This window comes from Paraburkholderia humisilvae (assembly GCF_902859855.1).
In the GTDB taxonomy this organism is placed as follows: Bacteria; Pseudomonadota; Gammaproteobacteria; order Burkholderiales; family Burkholderiaceae; genus Paraburkholderia; species Paraburkholderia humisilvae.
On sequence record NZ_CADIKH010000022.1, the window covers coordinates 1 to 21,288 of the forward strand.

The 21,288-nt window shown below is 63.4% G+C and carries 16 protein-coding genes; 15 read left to right on the forward strand and 1 reads right to left on the reverse strand.

The annotated features are described in order from the left end of the window. Positions 1-201: 201 nt before the first annotated feature. Entirely contained in the window at positions 202-1,395 is a 1,194-nt protein-coding gene (locus tag HV796_RS22535) for a M20 aminoacylase family protein (protein WP_175228727.1), read from the reverse strand. A gap of 224 nt (positions 1,396-1,619) precedes the next feature. On the opposite strand from HV796_RS22535, the gene HV796_RS22540 reads away from it, so the two are divergent. From HV796_RS22540 to HV796_RS22610, 15 genes are all read left to right on the forward strand, one after another. Then, positions 1,620-3,710 (forward strand): molybdopterin-containing oxidoreductase family protein, encoded by a 2,091-nt coding sequence (locus HV796_RS22540; RefSeq protein WP_175228728.1) that lies wholly within the window; start codon positions 1,620-1,622, stop codon positions 3,708-3,710. 279 nt (positions 3,711-3,989) lie between these two features. Then, on the forward strand, positions 3,990-5,663 hold the full coding sequence (locus HV796_RS22545) for a long-chain fatty acid--CoA ligase (RefSeq protein ID WP_175228729.1): 1,674 nt from the start codon (positions 3,990-3,992) through the stop codon (positions 5,661-5,663). A gap of 399 nt (positions 5,664-6,062) precedes the next feature. Next, entirely contained in the window at positions 6,063-6,701 is a 639-nt protein-coding gene (gene coq7 / locus HV796_RS22550; protein ID WP_175228730.1) for a 2-polyprenyl-3-methyl-6-methoxy-1,4-benzoquinone monooxygenase, read from the forward strand. Positions 6,702-7,119: 418 nt separating this feature from the next. Continuing rightward, complete coding sequence (gene mraZ, locus HV796_RS22555; protein WP_175228731.1) at positions 7,120-7,548, forward strand: division/cell wall cluster transcriptional repressor MraZ; 429 nt, start codon at positions 7,120-7,122, stop codon at positions 7,546-7,548. A 27-nt stretch (positions 7,549-7,575) separates the two neighbouring features. Beyond that, complete coding sequence (rsmH, locus tag HV796_RS22560) at positions 7,576-8,517, forward strand: 16S rRNA (cytosine(1402)-N(4))-methyltransferase RsmH (protein WP_175228732.1); 942 nt, start codon at positions 7,576-7,578, stop codon at positions 8,515-8,517. Next, positions 8,514-8,894, forward strand: coding sequence for a cell division protein FtsL (gene ftsL / locus HV796_RS22565; RefSeq protein ID WP_175228733.1), 381 nt, complete (start codon positions 8,514-8,516; stop codon positions 8,892-8,894). Before rsmH ends, ftsL begins: the two co-directional genes overlap by 4 nt. After that, complete coding sequence (locus tag HV796_RS22570) at positions 8,894-10,846, forward strand: peptidoglycan D,D-transpeptidase FtsI family protein (protein WP_175228818.1); 1,953 nt, start codon at positions 8,894-8,896, stop codon at positions 10,844-10,846. Before ftsL ends, HV796_RS22570 begins: the two co-directional genes overlap by 1 nt. Next, positions 10,843-12,399: a UDP-N-acetylmuramoyl-L-alanyl-D-glutamate--2,6-diaminopimelate ligase gene (locus tag HV796_RS22575; protein ID WP_175228734.1), complete on the forward strand. Its 1,557-nt coding sequence runs from the start codon at positions 10,843-10,845 to the stop codon at positions 12,397-12,399. Before HV796_RS22570 ends, HV796_RS22575 begins: the two co-directional genes overlap by 4 nt. Next, positions 12,396-13,823 carry a UDP-N-acetylmuramoyl-tripeptide--D-alanyl-D-alanine ligase gene (locus tag HV796_RS22580; RefSeq protein WP_175228735.1) on the forward strand — a complete coding sequence of 476 codons (1,428 nt, stop codon included), beginning with the start codon at positions 12,396-12,398 and terminating at the stop codon, positions 13,821-13,823. The genes HV796_RS22575 and HV796_RS22580 overlap by 4 nt, the downstream gene beginning before the upstream one ends. A gap of 19 nt (positions 13,824-13,842) precedes the next feature. Further along, positions 13,843-15,012: a phospho-N-acetylmuramoyl-pentapeptide-transferase gene (mraY, locus tag HV796_RS22585; protein WP_175228736.1), complete on the forward strand. Its 1,170-nt coding sequence runs from the start codon at positions 13,843-13,845 to the stop codon at positions 15,010-15,012. Positions 15,013-15,034: 22 nt separating this feature from the next. Beyond that, positions 15,035-16,549, forward strand: coding sequence for a UDP-N-acetylmuramoyl-L-alanine--D-glutamate ligase (murD, locus tag HV796_RS22590; protein WP_175228737.1), 1,515 nt, complete (start codon positions 15,035-15,037; stop codon positions 16,547-16,549). After that, the gene (gene ftsW / locus HV796_RS22595) at positions 16,546-17,829 is read left to right on the forward strand and encodes a putative lipid II flippase FtsW (RefSeq protein ID WP_175228738.1); all 1,284 of its coding nucleotides are present in this window, start codon (positions 16,546-16,548) and stop codon (positions 17,827-17,829) included. The genes murD and ftsW overlap by 4 nt, the downstream gene beginning before the upstream one ends. Next, a complete protein-coding gene (murG, locus tag HV796_RS22600) occupies positions 17,826-18,953 on the forward strand; it encodes an undecaprenyldiphospho-muramoylpentapeptide beta-N-acetylglucosaminyltransferase (protein WP_175228739.1) in 1,128 nt (375 codons plus the stop codon). Before ftsW ends, murG begins: the two co-directional genes overlap by 4 nt. Further along, the gene (murC, locus tag HV796_RS22605) at positions 18,950-20,347 is read left to right on the forward strand and encodes a UDP-N-acetylmuramate--L-alanine ligase (RefSeq protein ID WP_175228740.1); all 1,398 of its coding nucleotides are present in this window, start codon (positions 18,950-18,952) and stop codon (positions 20,345-20,347) included. Before murG ends, murC begins: the two co-directional genes overlap by 4 nt. Next, the gene (locus HV796_RS22610; RefSeq protein ID WP_175228741.1) at positions 20,344-21,285 is read left to right on the forward strand and encodes a D-alanine--D-alanine ligase; all 942 of its coding nucleotides are present in this window, start codon (positions 20,344-20,346) and stop codon (positions 21,283-21,285) included. The genes murC and HV796_RS22610 overlap by 4 nt, the downstream gene beginning before the upstream one ends. Positions 21,286-21,288 lie beyond the last annotated feature (3 nt).

A 21,288-nucleotide genomic window follows, 5' to 3' on the forward strand; every position in this document is an offset into this window, starting at 1 on the left:
CCGATGATAGTGCGGATCCCCGTGTGAAAGTAGGTAATCGTCAGGCTCCCCTTTCCAGACGCCCCAACCCCGCCCTCCCAGGCGGGGTTCGTGCGTTTACGCCTACACAATTCCCGCAGCAGCCAGCACTGACGGCTAGCAATCAACACAAACACGACAAACACGATCTGATTGCTATCAACTCACCGCCGCCAACCCGCATCACTCCCGAGCCAAAAACCGCTGCGCCAACCTTACCCAATAGGTTGATCCGACCGGCAGCAACTCATCGTTGAAGTCGTAGCTCGCGTTATGTAGCATGCAAGGCCCTTCCCCGTGACCGAGGTCTCGATGGTCACCATCCCCATTGCCGAGCAGCGCATAGCATCCCGGTTTCGCTTCCAACATAAAAGAAAAGTCCTCGGCGGTCATCGTCGGCTCAATTGAATCGTTGACGTTTTCATCTCCGACGATTTCCTTCATGACCATTACGGCAAACTTCGTCTCGTCCCCGCTATTTACTGTCGGCGGATAATTACGCCGAAACGTCACCTTAGCCGAGCACTCATAAGCCTCGGCTATACCTTCGACGATCTTGTGCATACGCGATTCGATCAAGTCCAGCGTCTGCGTCGTGAACGTGCGCACTGTCCCTGCCAGCCAAGCTTCATTCGGTACCACGTTGACGGCGTCGCCTGCGTGGATCTGTGTGATCGACAGAACCGCCGTATCGATCGGCTTTTTATTGCGCGTGATAATGCTCTGTAGGCCATTTGCGATCTGCACCGCGGTAAAGACCGGGTCACGGCCGTTATGTGGCAAGGCCGCGTGCGCTCCGATCCCCGTCACGTCGATCCGGAATTCGTTGCTCGATGCCATGATCGGCCCTTCCGTCACGCCAAAATGGCCAGTCCCGAGGCCTGGCCAGTTGTGAACTCCGAACACCGCGTCCACAGGAAACCGGGCGAACAACCCATCGTCGATCATCGCTTTGGCACCGGCGCCACCCTCTTCGGCAGGCTGAAAGATGAAAACGATCGTGCCATCGAAGTCGCCATGTGCCGCGAGATAACGCGCCGCACCCAGCAGCATCGCCGTGTGTCCGTCGTGGCCGCAAGCATGCATCTTTCCTTCATTGCGCGAACGATGGTCGAACGTATTCAGTTCACGAATCGGCAGCGCGTCCATATCGGCGCGCAATCCAATCGAGCGCGTGCCGTTGCCGCGCTTCAACACGCCAACGACCCCTGTTTTACCCAGCCCCCGATGGACTTCGATCCCCCAGCCGGACAACGTCTTTGCGACCAGATCGGAGGTGTGTGTCTCTTCATAGCGCAGTTCGGGATTCGCATGAATCGTTCGTCGAAGCGATTGAATCTCGCCGTACGCGGACTGGATTTCAGGGATAAGTTTCATGATGAAAGGTGCGCTTAGCTGCAGGAAGTGATTTAAAGCGGGGAAACCACGTGCTCCGCTACCCAATAGTGATTTGATTCTACGCTGATCGATATATCCGACAGCGCAGTAACGGGCAATCAGCGCTGCATCATCCGCTGCGCGCGCGCGAACATAATAAAATCGAGCTTTCGTACGCCTGCGGCCACCGCGGCGTTGACCCTCAGCCATACCGCACAACTTTAATGAACGCCCCGACCGAATTCGCCCGCGCAGTTTGTCCACACGATTGTCCGGATACGTGCGCAATGCGCGTGACCGTCGAAAATGGCCGCGCGATCAAGGTGACCGGTGACCCGGACCACCCGCCGACGCACGGCGTGCTGTGCACAAAAGTCAGCCGCTACGCGGACCGGGTTCATCACGCGCGTCGTCTGACTACGCCGATGAAACGCGTCGGCAAAAAGGGCGAAGGGCGGTTCGAGCCCATCACGTGGGATCAGGCATTCGCGCTTGCCGGGCGGCGGCTGTCGGAGATTGCTGCGCGCGCGCCCGAGGCGATCGTCCCTTATAGCTACGCCGGCACCATGGGCCTCGTGCAAGGGGACAGCATCGCGCAACGCTTCTTCCACAAGCTCGGCGCGTCGCAACTCGATCGGGCGATTTGCGCGTCGGCGGGCGCCGCAGGCCTGAAATACACATACGGCGCAGGTCTCGGCATGCTCACGGAGTTTTTCTCCGAAAGCGAACTTATCCTGATCTGGGGCGCCAATCCGATCGCGTCGAACCTGCATTTCTGGACACACGCGCAGGAGGCGAAGCGCAATGGTGCACGACTGATCGCGATCGACCCGTACCGGTCGCTCACGGCGGAGAAATGTCATCAGCACATCGCACTCAAGCCTGGCACGGACGGCGCGCTCGCATTGGGGATGATGCATGTGCTGATCACCGAAAATCTGCTCGATCACGCCTACATCGCCGATCACACGCTTGGCTTCGAGTCGCTCAAAGCCCGTGCGCTCACCTATGCGCCCGCACGGGTCGCGCAGATTTGCGGCGTCAACGAAGAAGTCATCGTCGGCCTCGCACGCCTCTACGGCAACACTCGCAAATCGGCGATCCGGATGAACTACGGGATGCAGCGCGTGCGCGGCGGCGGCAACGCGGTGCGCGCGATTGCGTGCCTGCCGTCGCTGACCGGCGCGTGGCGTGACCGCGCGGGTGGTGCGCTACTGTCGTCGTCGGGATGGGCCCCGGTCGATTCCTTCGCGTTAGCCCGCCCGGATCTGATGCCCGGCTGGCCGTCGGCGCCGTCGCGCGTCATCAATATGAACGAGATCGGCAACGCGTTGCTCAATCCCGGCGACGCCGGGGGCGCAACCGGATTTGGCCCGAAGATCGAGGCGATGGTCGTCTACAACTCGAATCCGGTTGCGGTCGCGCCCGATTCCGAGCGGGTCGCCGCCGGGTTTGCGCGCGAAGATCTGTTCACGATCGTACTTGAGCATTTCCAGACCGACACCGCCGATTACGCCGACCTGCTGCTTCCCGCCACGACTCAGCTCGAACATCTCGACGTCCACAAGTCCTACGGCCACACGCATGTGATGGCGAATCTGCCAGCGATAGCGCCGGTCGGCGATGCGCGCCCGAACACTGAGATTTTCCGCGGCATCGCCCGCGCAATGGGCCTCACCGAGCGGGCGCTCTTCGAGAGCGACGAAGAGGTCGCGGCGGCGGCCTTCCGCTGGGACGATGCGGCGCTCGCGGGCGTCGACTGGCTGACGCTCAAGCGTTCTGGCTGGGCCCGGCTCCACGTGCCGGACGCCCCGTTTGCGCACGGCGGTTTTCGCACGCCGTCGGGCAAGTGCGAGTTTTATAGCGAACGGCTCGCGCAACTCGGCCTCGATCCGCTGCCCGACTACCTGCCGCCGCACGAGTCCGCCGAAAACGCACCCGAGCTTGCGGCCCGCTATCCCCTCGCGATGATTTCGCCGCCGGCGCGCAATTTCCTGAACAGCACGTTCGTCAATGTCGAAAGCCTGCGCTCGACGGAAGGCGAACCGCATCTGGACATCCATCCAGACGATGCGCAGCACCGTGGCATTGCCGAAGGCGACCGCGTACGCATCTTCAACGATCGCGGATCGATGCAGGCGCGCGCCCGCATCACTGACAAGGCACGCGAGGGTCTCGTCGTCGGCTTGTCGATCTGGTGGAAGAAGCTCGCGCCGGACGGCCGCAATGCTAATCAGGTGACAAGTCAGGCGCTGACCGATCTCGGAGGTTCGGCGACTTTCTACGACTGTCTGGTCGAAGTCGAACGCGCCTGACGCATCACGAGGACGCAAACGGGCACACGCACCACTATTCCTATTCCTCCCGAGACGCAGCCATGTGCCCACACTGCGCTGCGCGAAATGAAACGTCGGGGAAACGTGTTCCTTCGTTTCGAGGCCGCCGTCTAATCGGGTGGTAACCCGAAATAACGGGCTAACCGGCGCATGCTACGATGCATGCGCCTTTTTAGCACGATCATTCGAAAACACACGAGGCCGGAGTGAGCGCGCAAGCGCTGAGCCGACACCGGTCGACACAAGGAGAAGCACCGTATGCAGAAGATCTGGCTTAAATCGTATCCACCCGGCGTGCCGGCGGAGATCGATCCGGCGCAATACGCGTCGGTGGCGGGTCTTCTGGAGGAAAGTTTCAGCCTGCATCGCGACAAACCGGCGTTTGCCTGCATGGGCAAGCAGATCACGTACGGCGAACTCGACGAACTATCGCGCCGTCTTGCGGCGTGGTTCCAGGCGAAAGGCATCGAGCGCGGCGCGCGCGTCGCGCTCATGATGCCGAACGTGCTGCAGTACCCGATTGCGCTGGCAGCCGTTCTGCGCGCGGGCTACGTGGTCGTGAACGTGAACCCGCTGTACACGCCGCGCGAGCTCGAATACCAGATGAAGGACAGCGGCGCGCAAGCGTTAATCGTGCTCGAGAATTTCGCGGTGACAGTGCAGGCGGTGATCCGCAACACATCGGTGAAGCATGTGATCGTTGCGACGATGGGTGACCTGTTGGGCCTGAAGGGGCACGTCGTCAATTACGTCGTGCGGCGCGTCAAGAAGATGGTGCCGGCGTGGAGCCTGCCCGGCCACGTGACGTTCAACGCCGCACTCGCGGCCGGCGCACGCGAGTCGTTCAAGCCGGTCCAGCAAGGGCCGGACGATATCGCGTTTCTGCAATACACCGGTGGCACGACGGGCGTGTCAAAAGGCGCGACGCTCACGCATCGCAATCTGATCGCGAACGTGCTGCAGTCCGCCGCGTGGCACGAGCCGGCCCGCGCGGCGCGGCCTGACATCAAGCAGTCCGTCACGCTGGTCGCGCTGCCGCTTTACCACGTGTTCGCGCTGACCGTATGCGGTCTGTTGACGATTCGCCAGGGCGGCCTCGGCGTGCTGATCCCGAATCCACGCGACATCGGCGGCATGATCAAAGCGCTGCAAGGCTACAAGATCACGACACTGCCGGCGGTCAATACGCTTTTCAACGCGATGCTGAATCACCCGGACTTCGACAAGCTCGATCTGTCGAATCTGACGGTGGCGAACGCGGGCGGCATGGCCGTGCAAAAGGCCGTTGCGGAGCGCTGGTTCGAGCGAACGGGTACGCCGATTATCGAAGGCTACGGCTTGTCCGAGACGTCGCCGTCGGCGACCTGCAATCCGGTCACCGCCACGGAATACAACGGCACGATCGGCCTGCCGTTGTCGTCGACGGAAGTATCGATTCGTGACGACGATGGCAACGAAGTGCCGCTTGGCCAGCCCGGCGAGGTCTGCATTCGCGGCCCGCAGGTGATGGCAGGCTACTGGAACCGGCCCGACGAAACCGCGAAGGTGATGACCGCGGACGGCTTTCTACGCTCCGGCGATATCGGTCAAATGGACGAGCGCGGCTTCGTGAAAATCGTCGATCGCAAGAAGGACATGATTCTGGTGTCCGGTTTCAACGTCTATCCGAACGAAGTCGAGGATGTGGTCGCGAAACATCCAGGCGTGTTCGAAGTGGCGGCGGTCGGCGTGCCCGATCCGCAGTCCGGCGAGGCGGTGAAGCTTTTTGTCGTGAAGAAGGACGAGACTCTGACGGATGCCGACATCATCGCGTTCTGCAAGGACCAGCTGACGCCGTACAAGCGGCCGCGCATCGTCGAGTTCCGCAAGGAATTGCCGAAGAGCAACGTCGGCAAGATCTTGCGTCGGGAACTGCGCGACGGTCGCGCGTAAAAGTGCGGTCCATCGTCGGCAGTGCATCGTTCAAGGTGAGCGACTGGCGACTTTTTCATATTGAAAGATCCCCAGGGAATGCGAACTTTTTATAAGCGGGACAAGTATCTTTGTGTTGCAGCAGCCCCTGCTTTTTGACTTCATATTTGACTTCATACGGGAAGTCGACGGTGATATAACAAAAGGCTTAACACCCCAAAAAACAAAACGGGTCGGCTATAGGGCGCTGTTTCGGCGTGGTTTCGCGTTGTTTCGTTTACGCAACATGGTCTAAAATCGATGCTTAATCGCCTGAAACCCCTTGTTTCAGGGACTCGAATGCATCGGCTTTTGAAATGCGGACGCTTGTCGTGCGGACCGTCCGGCGCATTCGGGTGACCGCCTGACTGGAGGAGCCGGATGCTGCTGGACGACTGGATTACCGAGTTCGATCGGGGTTTACGATCGATGACGGGGGTGTCACGAATGACGCGTCCGATGCCGCTGCCGGCCGAGTCGGCGCAGTTGGCCGAGCGCGTCGAGATGACTGCGCAGGAGCGTGCGCACGCGGCCGGGCTGATGCGGGTGAATCACGTCGGCGAAGTCTGCGCGCAGGCGCTGTATCAGGCGCAAAAGCTTGCGACCCGTTCGCCCGCGCTAAAGCAGGCGTTCGAACATGCCGCGCGCGAAGAAGAAGATCACCTCGCGTGGACCGCGAAGCGCCTCGAGGCACTGGATTCACGGCCGAGCCTGCTCAACCCGCTGTGGTACGCCGGCGCGCTGGCGATCGGTTTTGCCGCGGGCCGGTTCGGCGATCGTGTAAGCCTGGGCTTCATGGCCGAGACTGAACGCCAGGTCGAACACCATCTGAACGGCCACATGGAAACGATGCCTGCGGGCGATTACGAATCGCGGGCGATCGTCGAACAGATGCGCGCCGACGAAGCGGCGCACGGCAAGGCCGCGATGGACGCGGGCGGTGTCGAACTGCCTTTCCCGGCTCGTGCGCTGATGCGGGCGGCGTCGAAAATCATGACCACCACCGCGTACCGTATCTGAAGTTTGCAATCGCATTGCGTTGGGCGGCGTTCAGCGCGCCGTCCCGTTACCTCGCTCGACCTCTGCCACGAATCTCCGCGTTTTGATCGATTTGCACGCCGGATTCCATCCCGCCGAACACCCAGAATTCAGGCGGTTTTCCCCGGACTTCTCAAGTACTACCTTCACAAGTTTCACTATCTGATTCATTTATAACGGTTTTCCCGTTTACGTCTGATATGAAGGACCGTCGCTAAGTCCTTGTTCTATCAAACAAAATTCGTTAAAAAACGGCCCGCCGCCCTTGACCCGCTTGGGGGGTTCCTCTAAAGTGGGAGACAGTGTGAGAAAGTGTATTTTTGTGTGATCCACCTGCCAATTTCGGGTAAGTTTTCAAGATCGGGCGACGTCTTACGGCGCCGTCAAAAAGGGGAGTGAAGTGTTCCAAGGGCCGTCGGCGCTGACACTCGATGCGAAAGGGAGAATGTCGATCCCGGCTCGCTATCGGGAAGCGCTGCAAGGACAGGCAGAAGGCCGGGTGACGATCACCAAGCACCCGGACGGCTGCCTGTTGCTGTTTCCGCGCCCCGAGTGGGAGGTCTTTCGCAAAAAAATCGCCGCGCTGCCGATGGAAGCGAAGTGGTGGCAGCGCATTTTTCTCGGCAATGCGGCCGACGTCGAACTGGATACGGCCGGGCGGGTTCTGGTGTCGCCTGAGTTGCGGCTTGCCGGCTCGCTCGAAAAAGACGTGATGTTGTTAGGGATGGGCAGTCACTTCGAGTTGTGGGACGCGCAGACCTACAACGCGAAGGAACAGCAGGCGATGGCGCAGGGCATGCCCGAGGCGCTGAAAAACTTCACGTTCTGACCGCGGGTGATCAACATGGCGCCTGCGATGGGAAAGGAGTTGCAGCATCGCACGGTGCTGCTGGAGGAAGCGGTCGACGCGCTGGTGACGCGCACGGACGGCGTCTATGTGGACGGCACGTTCGGGCGCGGAGGCCACAGTCGGGCGGTATTGAGCAAGCTCGGTGACGCAGGCCGTCTGATCGCATTCGATAAAGATCCACTTGCGATCGAAACGGCCCAGCAGATTGCCGATCCGCGTTTTGAAATCGTGCATCAGAGTTTTGCATCACTGCGTGACGCGCTTGCGTCCCGCGGGGTAGGGCGTGTGTCGGGCGTATTGCTTGACCTGGGCGTGTCGTCGCCGCAAGTCGACGATCCGGAGCGCGGTTTCAGTTTCCGTGCGGATGGCCCCCTCGACATGCGAATGGACCCGACGCGCGGCGAATCTGCCGCAGATTGGCTCGCGCGGGCCACGTTGCAGGAACTGACGGAGGTGATCAGAGATTATGGGGAAGAACGGTTTGCTGTTCAGATTGCAAAGGCGCTTGTTGCTCGCCGGGCAGAGTCCGACCGTCTTGGGCCTCTCGCAAGCACGGGCGAGCTTGCCCAAATCGTGGCTAACGCCGTCAAAACACGTGAGAAGGGTAAGGACCCGGCAACCCGCACCTTTCAGGCTATACGGATTCACGTCAATCAAGAGCTTGCGGAGCTGCAAGTCGTACTAGAAGCAGCGTTGTCGTTGCTGGAGCAAGGGGGGCGGCTGGTCGTGATCAGCTTTCATTCGCTCGAAGATAGAATCGTCAAGCGATTCATGCAGGCGCATTCGACCGCGCCTGCGGTGGACCGCCGCCTGCCGATTCGCGCAGTCGATCTGCCGAGCCCCCCATTCAAACTGCTAGGCCGTGTATTCGCGAGCGACGCCGAAGTCGCCGCCAATCCGCGTGCCCGTTCCGCCGTGATGCGCGTAGCGGAGCGGATCGCACCATGAACCGCCTCAATATCTTCCTGCTGATCGTCGTGATGGGCTGTGCCCTTTCGGTCGTGAACGCGACGAACCAGCAGCGCCAGATTTTCATCCAGTTGCAGCGCGCGCAATCGCAGGAGCGTCAGCTGCAGCAGGACTATTCGCAGCTTCAATATCAGCAGAGCGCACTGTCGAAAACCTCGCGAATCGAGCAGATCGCGACTGACTCGCTGAAAATGCAGCAAGCCACGACGGGCCGTACGCAATACGTGGTGCTCGATCCGGGCGCCGCGACGGCCGAGGACGCGTCGATTCCCACCTCCGCGCCGGCGTCGGCGCCTTTGAACGCGCAGCCGGCGAGGTCATCCCAGGCGGCAAGCGCTCGCGGGGGCACGCGATGATGAAGAAATCGTCGAATCGCAAAAGTGTCGCGTTCTCCGCGAACCCGATTCTGTCCGTGCGCCTGCCGATGTGGCGCTCGAAGCTCGTCGTATTCCTGCTCTTTATGGCGTTCGTCGCGTTGGCGGGGCGCGCGTTCTGGATTCAGGGGCCGGGCAACGCCTTCTATCAGAAGCAGGGCGAAAGCCGCTATCAGCGCACAATCGAGCTGCCGGCCACGCGCGGCAAGATTCTCGACCGCAATGGCCTCGTGCTCGCGACGAGTCTGCCGGTGCGCGCCATTTGGGCGATTCCGGAATCGGTGCCGGACGATCTCGGCGCGGACAAGTTGCAGCAACTCGGCACGCTGCTCGATATGTCGGACAAGGAGCTTCGCGCGAAGCTGTCCGAAGATAAAACCTTTGTGTACGTGAAGCGCCAGGTGCCGGTCGACGTCGCTGCGCAAGTCGCGGCACTCGACATTCCGGGCATCTATCAGCGCAACGAATACAAGCGTTTCTATCCGGAAGGCGAAATCACCGCGCACCTGATCGGCTTTACGAACGTCGAGGACGAAGGCCAGGAAGGCGTCGAGCTCGGCGACCAGAAGCTGCTGGCTGGCATGTCGGGTAGCCGCCGCGTGATCAAGGACCGCTTGGGGCACATCGTCGAAGACGTCGACGAGCAGGTCGTGCCCCATAACGGCAAGGATGTCGAACTGTCGATCGACAGCAAGATCCAGTACATCGCTTACACAAACCTTAAGGCGGCCGTGCAGAAGTCCAAGGCGAAAGCGGGCGCCGCGATGGTGGTCGACGTGCGCACCGGCGAAGTGCTCGCGCTCGTCAACTATCCGACTTACAACCCGAACGACCGCTCGCGCCTGACCGGCGAGCAGCTGCGCAACCGCATCCTGACCGACGTGTTCGAGCCGGGCTCGATCATGAAGCCATTCACTGTGTCGCTCGCGCTCGATCTGCACCGCGTGTCGCCGACTACACTGGTGGATACGGGGCCGGGACGCTTTGTCCTCGACGGCGCGACGATTACCGACGACAGTGCGTTCGGTGTGCTGACGGTCGGCGGCGTGATCCAGAAGTCGAGCAACATCGGCGCGACAAAGATCGCGATGCAGCTCAAGCCCGAAGAGATGTGGAATATGTATACCAGCATCGGTCTCGGCCAGGCGCCGAAGGTCGGTTTTCCGGGCGCGGCGGCGGGCCGCCTGCGGCCGTGGAAGAGCTGGCGCCGCATCGAGCAGGCGACGATGTCATACGGCTACGGCCTGTCGGCGTCGCTGTTCCAGCTCGCGCGCGCGTACACCGCGATCGCGCACGACGGTCAGATTCTGCCGATTTCGATTTTCCGTACGCCGGGCGATCCATCCGTCACCGGCACGCAGGTGTTTGCGCCGACTACCGCGCGCGAAGTGCGCGCGATGCTGGAAACCGTCGTTTCGCCGGGCGGCACGTCGCCGGACGCGGCGGTGCCCGGCTATCGCGTCGGCGGCAAGAGCGGCACCGCGTACAAGCACGCGGGCCGCGGATATGACAAATCGAAATACCGCGCGTCGTTCGTCGGCATGGCGCCGATGCCGAATCCGCGGATCGTCGTCGCGGTGTCGGTCGACGAGCCGACCGCGGGCAGCCACTTCGGCGGCCAGGTGTCGGGGCCGGTGTTCTCGGCGATCGCCGGCGACACGCTGCGCTCGCTGAACGTGCCGCCCGATATGCCGATCAAGCAGATGGTCGTGTCGGACGACACGAACGCGAGCACTGCGGTCGCGTCGGCTGCGAGCGGCGCCGGCGTGACGAATGGTACGAACGGCGGCGCGAAGAGCGCAGCGAAAAGCGTCGTCGCGTCAGACCACGCAAGCAATGCGAAGAAGTTTGCCGCAAAGATTGCGACTCGCGTCCCCGCGAAGAAGATGACAATCTCGAGCGACGCGCGGAATCACCCGGGAGTCGTGCGATGAGCGCGCTACGCACGTCCCATCCCGCGCGCGCGGAGATTGACGACGCGCTCGCGTGGCTACGCGCGCGCGTGAAACCGGGCACGCAACTGCATGCGGATACCCGTTCGCTGGCAGCGGGCGATGCTTTTCTCGCATACGCGGTCGAAGGCGCGGACAACCGCCCGTTCATCGGCAACGCGATCGAACGCGGAGCCGCCGCGGTGCTGTATCAACCGGAACAACTGGCGACGCAACCGGATTTGGCGCTCGCGCACGCGGTGCCGGCGCTCAACGAGCTTGCCGGTACGATTGCCAGTGCATGGTACGGCGACCCGAGCGACGCGATGCGTGTCGTCGGCGTGACCGGCACGAACGGCAAGACGTCGTGCACGCAATGGATCGCGGCGGCGCTGTCCGCGCTCGGCACGCCGTGCGCGGTGATCGGTACGCTCGGCAGCGGCATGCCGGGACACCTTGTCCACACCGGATTTACGACGCCGGATGCGCCGCAACTGCAGCGCAGCCTTGCGCAATTGCGTAGCGCGGGCGCCCTGGCGATCGCGATGGAAGTGTCGTCGCATGCGCTGCATCAGGGGCGCGCGAATGGCACCGCATTTGACATCGCGGTATTCACGAACCTGACGCAAGACCACCTCGACTATCACCGCACGTTTGTCGCCTACGAAGCGGCGAAAGCGCGCCTCTTCGCATGGCCGGCGCTGCGCGTCGCGGTGATCAATGCCGACGACGAAGCGGGCCGCCGCCTGCTCGCGAGCGCGAAGGGTCACGCCCGTACGATCGCGTATTCGATCGAAGGCGGCGCCAGTGCACCGGACGTCAGCGCATTGCTGGCCGATCAGGCGCTGATCGCGAGCGACGTGCGTGCGACCGCGACCGGCACCGCATTTCACCTGGTGTCCGATTGGGGCAACACGGACGTCGAAGTCGGCACGCTCGGCGCGTTCAACGTCAGCAATCTGCTCGGCGTGCTGGGTGCACTGCTTGCCGCGGATGTGCCGTTCGACGCCGCGCTCACAGAACTGGCGAAGCTCGAGCCGGTGAACGGGCGTATGCAGCGTCTGGGTGGCCGCCCGCAAAATGACGAGCCGCTTGTCGTGATCGACTATGCGCACACGCCTGACGCGCTGGAAAAGACCCTTGAGGCGCTGCGCCCGATTGCGCAAACGCGTGGCGGTGAGTTGATCTGCATGTTCGGTTGCGGCGGCGACCGCGACGCGACCAAGCGCCCGCTGATGGGCGCGATCGCCGAGCGTTGCGCGGATAGCGTCGTCGTGACCAGCGACAACCCGCGCAGCGAAGACCCGCAAAACATCATCGACCAGATCGTCGCGGGCATGACGCGGCCGTCGAACGCGCGCTGCATCGAAGACCGCGCGAGTGCGATCCTGCAAGCGATCCGCAGCGCGGCGTGCGAAGACGTCATCGTGCTCGCAGGCAAAGGCCACGAAGCGACACAGGAAATCATGGGCAAAAAGCGCGCGTTCTCGGATCAGGACCATGCGCGGCTCGCGCTTGCCGCGCGTGCAACGCAAGCTCGCGGAGGTGGCGAATGACCCGGCAAGGTGACGCGATGTTCTCGTTGCGCGAAGCCGCAGCGCTCATTCCGGGCGCCACCGTGCTCGGCGACGATTCGGTGACGTTCGAACGCGTCTCGACCGATAGCCGCACGGCCGGTCCCGGCGACCTGTTCGTGGCGCTTAAAGGTGAGCGTTTCGATGCGCACGACTTCCTGCCGGAAGTCGCCAGTCGCCACGTGAGCGCAGCACTTGTCACGCGCAGTCCGGGCGACTGGCGCGTGCCCGCATTGCGCGTGACCGATACGCGGGTCGCACTGGGCGTGCTTGCGCGCGGCTGGCGCCGGCGTTTCACGATGCCGCTCGTCGCGGTCACGGGCAGCAACGGCAAGACGACGGTCAAGGAAATGATCGCGTCGATCTTCGCGGCGGCGGTCGGCGAAACATCGCGCCTCGCGACCGCGGGCAACTTCAACAACGACATCGGCGTGCCGCTCACGCTGTTCCGCCTGAATGACACGCATCGGCTCGCGGTGGTCGAGCTCGGCATGAATCACCCTGGCGAAACGCGGCTGCTCGCGAATATCGCGGAGCCGACCGTCGCGGTGGTGAACAACGCGCAGCGCGAGCATCAGGAATTCATGGCGACGGTCGAGGCCGTCGCGCTCGAACATGCGAGCGTGATTCACGCGCTGACACCCGACGGCATCGCCGTGTTCCCGGCCGACGACGCCTACGCCGGCATCTGGCGTGTCGCTGCGACCGGCAACCGGGTGATCGACTTCGCGTTGAATTCGGACGAATGCATCACCGAAGCAGCGGTCACTGGCCGCTTCGACGGTAACCGGCTCAGCATCGATACGTCAGAAGGCCATCTCGACGTGACGCTGCAAGTGCTCGGCGCGCACAACGCACGCAACGCGCTGGCCGCGACAGCGGCGGCGCTCGCCGCCGGTGTGCCGCTCGACGCGATCAAACGCGGCCTCGAAGCGTTCGGCGCGGTGAAGGGCCGCCTGCACTTGAGGCGCGCGACCCTGGGCGTGCTGGCGGGCGCCACGGTGATCGACGACACGTACAACGCGAACCCCGACTCGATGCGCGCCGCGATCGATGTGCTGGCGACGCGGCCGTCACCGCGCGTGCTGGTGATGGGCGATATGGCCGAAGTCGGCGACGAAGGCCCGGCGTTTCATCGCGAGGTCGGCGCATACGCGAAGGAGTGCGGGATCGACGCGCTCTACGCAATCGGCGCTGCGACGCCAGACGCGTGCGCCGCGTACGGTCCGTCCGCGCGGCACGCCGCCGATGTGCCCGCGCTCATCGCGCAATTGCAGCAGACGGGTTTGACGGCAACCGCGACGATTCTGGTGAAAGGCTCGCGCTTCATGAAGATGGAGCGCGTGGTGGACGCCTTGACAAGTCCACAAACCGATGCGGCGGGCGACAAGCCCACCGCACATTGAAAAGAGAAGGGAACCTCGCATGCTAGTGGCGCTGGCGCAATGGCTGCAGAATGACGCAAGCTTTTTGCGCGTGGTCAGTTACCTCACGTTTCGCGCAGTGGCGGCGACGATTACCGCATTGCTGATCGGCCTGATTTGCGGTCCGTGGGTGATTCGCAAGCTGACCGCAATGAAGGTCGGCCAGGCAGTCCGCAAGGATGGTCCGCAGACGCACCTCGTGAAGTCGGGCACGCCTACTATGGGCGGCGTGCTGATCCTGATCGGCATTGCCGTATCGACGCTGCTATGGGCGGATCTGACCAACCGCTTTATCTGGATCGTGATGCTGGTCACGTTCGGCTTCGGGATCATCGGCTGGGTCGATGACTACCGGAAGGTGGTCTACAAGGACCCGCGCGGGATGTCGTCGCGTGAAAAGTATTTCTGGCAATCGGTCATCGGCATTTTTGCCGCGGTGTATCTCGCGTTTAGCGTGTCCGAGGCCAGCAACGTGCGCGTGTTCGACCTGTTCATGGCGTGGGTGCGTAGCGGCTTGTCGATGGGCCTGCCCGCGCGCGCGGACCTGATGCTGCCGTTTCTCAAGTCGATCAGCTATCCGCTCGGCGTCTGGGGCTTTATCGCGCTCACGTACTTTGTGATTGTCGGCGCGAGTAATGCGGTGAATCTGACCGACGGCCTCGACGGCCTCGTGATCATGCCGGTCGTGCTGGTCGGCGCGTCGCTTGGCGTGTTCGCGTATGTGATGGGCAGCTCGGTCTATTCGAAGTATCTGCTGTTTCCGCACATACCCGGCGCGGGCGAGTTGCTGATTTTCTGTTCGGCGATCGGTGGCGCCGGGCTTGCATTTCTCTGGTTCAACACGCACCCGGCGCAGGTGTTTATGGGCGACGTCGGCGCGCTCGCGCTCGGCGGCGCGCTCGGCACGGTCGCGGTGATCGTGCGCCAGGAAATTGTGCTCTTCATCATGGGCGGCATCTTCGTCGCCGAAACGCTTTCCGTGATGCTGCAAGTCACGTGGTTCAAGTATACGAAGCGCCGTTACGGCGAAGGCAGACGCATCTTCAAGATGGCGCCGCTGCATCACCACTTCGAGTTGTCCGGGTGGAAGGAAACGCAGGTGGTCGTGCGCTTCTGGATCATCACGTTGATGTTGTGCCTGTTCGGTTTGTCCACGCTCAAATTGCGTTAAGCAGCAGAAAGGAAAGCAAGCGATGTTCGGCGAGAAGTTTCGGGATCGGCAAAAGCCGATGGTGCTCGTGCTGGGGCTCGGTGAATCGGGCCTCGCGATGGCGCGCTGGTGCGCGCGGCACGGTTGCCGCCTGCGCATTGCCGACACGCGCGACGTGCCGCCGAATCTGTCCGCGCTCGAAGCGCATGGCGTCGCTGCGGATTTTATCGGCGGACCGTTTTCGCCGGCGCTGCTCGAAGGCGTCGAACTGGTCGCGATCAGCCCCGGGCTGTCGCCGCTTGCCGCCGATCTGCTGCCGCTGATCACCGCCGCGCGCGAGCGCGAGATTCCGGTGTGGGGTGAGCTCGAGTTCTTCGCGCAGGCGCTGAAAACGCTCGGAGAAAGCGGCTACACGCCAAAGGTGATCGCCATCACGGGCACCAACGGCAAGACCACGACGACCAGTCTCACCGGTCTCTTGTGCGCACGCGCGGGCAAGAAGGTCGCGGTCGCGGGCAACATCAGTCCGGCCGCGCTCGACAAACTGAGCGAAGCGATCGACAACACCGCGCTACCGGATATCTGGGTGCTCGAGCTGTCGAGCTTCCAGCTGGAAACCGCGCATACGTTCGCGCCGGACGCCGCGGTCGTGCTGAACATCACGCAGGATCATCTGGACTGGCACGGCGGGCTCGACGCTTATGCGGCCGCGAAGGGCCGCATCTTCGGCGCGGCTACGGTGCGCGTACTCAACCGCGACGACGCACGCGTGATGGCGCTCGCGCCAGCCGCGGACAGCGCCGCGCAAAGCGCGACATTCGGCCTGAACGAGCCGACGCGCAACGGCGACTACGGCCTGCAGCGCGATAACGGGATGCTGTGGCTGGTCGTTGCCGAAGATGTCGATGCATCCGACGAACCGACCAGCACGCGGCGCCGCAAGAGCGAAAGTGCGACGTCGCCGAATATCGCATTGAAGCGCCTGATGCCCGCCGACGCATTACGCATCCGCGGCTTGCACAACGCGGCGAATGCGCTGGCCGCGTTTGCGCTCGCGCGTGCGGTGGGCTTGCCGGGCGCGCCGCTCTTGCACGGCTTGCGCGAATACCGCGGTGAGCCGCATCGCGTCGAGTTGATCGCATCGCTCGACGGCGTCGATTACGTCGACGACAGCAAGGGCACGAACGTCGGCGCGACCGTCGCCGCGCTCGACGGACTCGCGCAGCGCGCCGTGCTGATCGCCGGTGGCGATGGCAAGGGGCAGGACTTCGAGCCGCTCGCCGCGCCGGTTACGCGCTGGTGCCGCGCGGTGATGCTGATCGGCCGCGACGCGCCGCACCTCCGCGCAGCGCTTGCCGATACCGGCATCGCGCTCGCCGATCACGCGACGCTCGAAGCTGCGACGCGCGCGGCAAGCGCGCTCGCACAGCCCGGCGATGCGGTGCTGCTGTCGCCGGCGTGTGCGAGCTTCGATATGTTCAAGGGTTATGCGCACCGCGCGGCGGTGTTCCGCAGCACGGTCGAAGAGCTTGCCGCCGAACGGGGGACGATGATATGAGCTGGTCGGAACGCTTCGGATCACGCCTGGCCGGGCAGCGCGGCTCGGTGTCGGCGGGCAGGTCGACTGCGGCGACGTCGTCGGGCCGCGGCATCGCCGGCGGTCTGGCGAGCGCCGTCAACGGCGTGCGGCCGCTGCGCTCGCGGATGCTCGATTACGACCATTCGCTGCTATGGGTCGTCGTCGCGCTGCTCGGGCTTGGCATCGTGATGGTGTATTCGGCGTCGATCGCGATGCCGGACTCGCCGAAGTACGCGTCGTACCGCGACTACGCGTTTCTCGTGCGGCAGATCCTGTACGTCGTGCTCGGCGGGGTGATCGGTATCGTCACGTTCCGCATTCCGATCTCGACGTGGGACAAATACGCACCGAAGCTCTTTCTGCTGGCACTCGTCGCGCTGGTGATCGTGTTGATTCCACACGTCGGTAAAGGTGTCAACGGCGCGCGCCGCTGGATTCCGCTCGGCATTACGAATATGCAGCCGTCGGAAATCATGAAGCTCGCGGTGACGATTTACGCGGCGAACTACACGGTGCGCAAGCAGGAATACATGCACAGTTTCGCGAAGGGCTTTTTGCCGATGGGCTTCGCGGTCGGCGTCGTCGGGATGCTGCTGCTGCTCGAGCCCGATATGGGCGCGTTCATGGTGATCGCCGCGATCGCGATGGGCGTGCTGTTCCTCGGCGGCGTGAACGGCAAGATTTTCGGCGGGCTGGTGGCGACCGCGGTGGGCACCTTCACGCTGCTCGTGTGGGCGTCGCCATGGCGCCGCGAGCGGATTTTCGCGTACCTCGATCCGTGGGATGACCGTTACGCGCAAGGCAAGGCCTATCAGTTGACGCACTCGCTGATCGCGTTCGGCCGCGGCGAGTGGTTCGGCGTGGGCCTCGGCGGCAGCGTCGAGAAGCTCAACTACCTGCCGGAAGCGCACACCGACTTCATTCTCGCGGTGATCGGCGAGGAACTCGGCTTTGTCGGCGTGCTCGTCGTGATCCTGGCGTTCTACTGGATCGTGCGGCGCTCGTTCGAGATCGGCCGCCAGGCGCTCGCGCTCGATCGCACGTTCGCGGGCCTCGTCGCGAAAGGCATCGGCATCTGGTTCGGTGCGCAGACGTTCATCAATATGGGCGTGAACCTCGGCCTGCTGCCGACCAAAGGTCTCACGCTGCCGCTCGTCAGCTATGGCGGCTCAGGCATCCTGCTGAACTGCATCGCGATTGCCGTGCTGATGCGCGTCGACTATGAAAACCGGGTGTTGATGCGCGGAGGGAAGGTATGACGCGCATCGCGACCGACTCGCGCACGCTGATGGTGATGGCCGGCGGCACCGGGGGACACGTGTTCCCGGGGCTCGCGGTCGCGCACCTGATGCAGGCGTGGGGATGGCGTGTCGTATGGCTGGGTAACCCGACGGGGATGGAAGCGACGCTTGTGCCGAAACACGGCATTCCGATGGAATATGTGCGCTTCGGCGGTTTGCGCGGCAAGGGACTCGCCACGAAGCTGATGCTGCCGGTGAACCTGCTGCGCGCGTGCTCGCAGAGCCTCGCGGCGCTGCGGCGCGTGAAGCCGGATGTCGTGCTCGGAATGGGCGGTTACATCACGTTCCCGGCGGGCGTGATGACCTGGCTCTCCGGCCGCTCGCTCGTGCTGCACGAACAGAACTCGATCGCCGGCCTGGCGAACAAGGTGCTCGCGAGGCTCGCCAAGCGCGTGCTCGTCGCGTTTCCGAATGCGCTGCCGCACGCCGAATGGACCGGCAATCCGATTCGCGAGGAACTTGCGCGCGTGCCGGCACCCGAAGGACGGTATGCATCGCGCAGCGGTCCGCTCAATGTGCTCGTGGTCGGTGGCAGTCTCGGCGCGGCCGCGCTGAACGAAGTGGTGCCGAATGCGCTGGCGCGCCTCGCTGCCCACGAGCGGCCGCGCATCGTGCATCAGGCCGGTGCGAAGCATATCGAAGCATTGCGCGCGAACTACGAAGCCGCCGGCATTGCCTCCGGAGACGACGTGCAGCTTGTGCCGTTTATCGACGACATGACGAGTGCCTACGCGAACGCGGATCTGGTCATTTGCCGCTCGGGTGCGATGACGGTCGCCGAGATCGCGGCGGTCGGTGTCGCGGCGTTCTTCGTGCCGTTCCCTTTCGCGGTCGACGATCACCAGACCACTAATGCAGCGTTTCTCGCCGAACACGGCGCGGCGCTTGTTGTGCAGCAGCGCGATCTGTCGGCGGACACACTCGCCGACTGGCTGCGCGGCCAGACGCGCGCCACGCTCGTGGAAATGGCCGGGCGTTCACGTTCGCTCGCGAAGCCCGATGCGACCGAACAGGTTGCGCACATCTGCGCGACCGTTGCGGGTGTCGTGCGCAGCACGATCCCGGAAGGAAGTCAGCAATGAAACACATCGTCAAACATATTCACTTCGTCGGGATCGGCGGCGCCGGGATGAGCGGCATCGCGGAGGTGCTCGTCAATCTCGGCTATCAGGTGAGCGGCTCGGACCTCACCCGCAATGCGGTGACCGATCGCCTCGCCGGGCTCGGTGCGCGTATCGCGATCGGGCACGACGCGGAAAATATCGCCGGTGCGAATGCGGTCGTCGTATCGACGGCGGTGCGCGGCGACAACCCGGAAGTGCTTGCGGCGCGCCACCGCCGCATTCCGATCGTGCCGCGCGCGGTGATGCTCGCGGAACTGATGCGTCTGAAGCAGGGGATTGCGATTGCCGGCACGCACGGCAAGACCACGACCACGTCGCTCGTCGCGAGCGTGCTCGCCGCTGGCGGCCTCGATCCGACCTTCGTGATCGGCGGGCGGCTGATCAGCGCCGGCGCGAACGCGCGGCTTGGCACCGGCGACTTTATCGTCGCCGAAGCGGATGAATCGGACGCGTCGTTCCTGAACCTGTTCCCGGTGATCGAAGTGATCACGAACATCGACGCCGATCACATGGACACCTACGGCCACGACTTCGCGCGGCTCAAGCAGGCGTTCATCGAGTTCACGCACCGGCTGCCGTTCTACGGGATCGCGGTGCTGTGCGTCGACGACCCGAACGTGAAGGAGATTTTGCCGTTCGTGTCGAAGCCGATCATCCGCTACGGCTTTGCACCGGACGCGCAGGTGCGCGCGGTGAACGTCGTCGCGCACGAAGGCCAGATGCTTTTCACCGCGATGCGCGAAGACGCGGCGCCGCTCGATATCGTGCTGAACCTGCCCGGCACGCACAACGTACAGAACGCGCTCGCGGCGATCGCGATTGCGACTGAACTCGAAGTGAAAGATGCCGATATCCAGCGAGCACTCGCGGAATTCAATGGTGTCGGCCGGCGTTTTCAACGGTATGGCGAGGTGCCGGTCACGGATGGCGGCACGTACACGCTCGTCGACGACTACGGCCATCACCCGGTCGAAATGGCTGCGACGATCGCGGCGGCGCGCGGCGCGTTCCCGGACAAGCGGCTCGTGCTGGCGTTTCAGCCGCATCGCTTTACCCGCACGCGCGATTGTTTCGAAGACTTCGTGAAAGTGCTGTCGACGGTCGATGCACTGGTGCTGACTGAAGTGTATGCGGCCGGTGAGTCGCCGATCGTCGCCGCGGATGGACGTTCGCTCACGCGCGCGATCCGCGTGGCAGGAAAGATCGAACCGGTGTTCGTCGAAACGGTCGATGAAGTGCCGGAAGCGCTCGCCGCGGTCGTGCGTGCGGGCGACGTAGTGATCACGATGGGCGCGGGGTCGATCGGCGGTGTGCCGGGTCGACTGGCCGCAGCAAATGAAGGTGTCAAATGAGCAGGGTGAATCCTAAGGACTTCGGCAAGGTGGCCGTGCTGCTGGGTGGTGAATCCGCCGAGCGCGAAGTGTCGCTGAATTCCGGCCGTCTCGTGCTGCAAGGGCTGCGCGAGGCGGGTATCGACGCGCATCCGTTCGATCCGTCCGAGCGGCCGCTTGCGGCGTTGAAGGAAGAGGGCTTCGTGCGCGCGTTCAATGCGCTGCATGGCGGTTACGGCGAGAACGGCCAGATTCAGGGCGCGCTCGATTTCTACGGCATTCGCTATACGGGCAGCGGCGTGCTGGGCTCGGCGCTCGGGCTCGACAAGTTCCGTACGAAGCTCGTGTGGCAGCAGCTCGGTGTGCCGACACCGCCGTTCGAAGCGGTGCTGCGCGGTGACGACTATGCGGCGCGCGCGAAAGAGATCGTCGCGAAGCTCGGCTTGCCGCTGTTCGTCAAGCCGGCGAGCGAAGGATCGAGCGTCGCCGTGATCAAGGTGAAGACCGCGGACACACTGGTTGCCGCGCTCGAAGAAGCGGCGAAGTACGACCGGATCGTCGTCGTCGAAAAGAGCATCGAAGGTGGCGGCGAATACACGTCGGCGGTGTGCGGCGATCTCGATCTGCCGATCATCCGCATCGTGCCGGCCGGCGAGTTCTATGACTACCACGCGAAGTACGTCGCCGATGACACGCAATACCTGATTCCATGCGGCCTGACGCCGGCCGAAGAGACGCGCCTGAAGGCGCTGTCGCGCCGCGCGTTCGAAGTGCTCGGCTGCACCGACTGGGGTCGCGCGGATTTCATGATGGACGCCGACGGCAACCCGTATTTCCTCGAAGTGAACACGGCGCCGGGCATGACCGATCACTCGCTGCCGCCGAAGGCGGCGCGCGCAGTCGGCATCAGCTATTCGGAGCTGGTCGTGAAGATTCTGTCGCTGACGCTCAAGGACTAACCG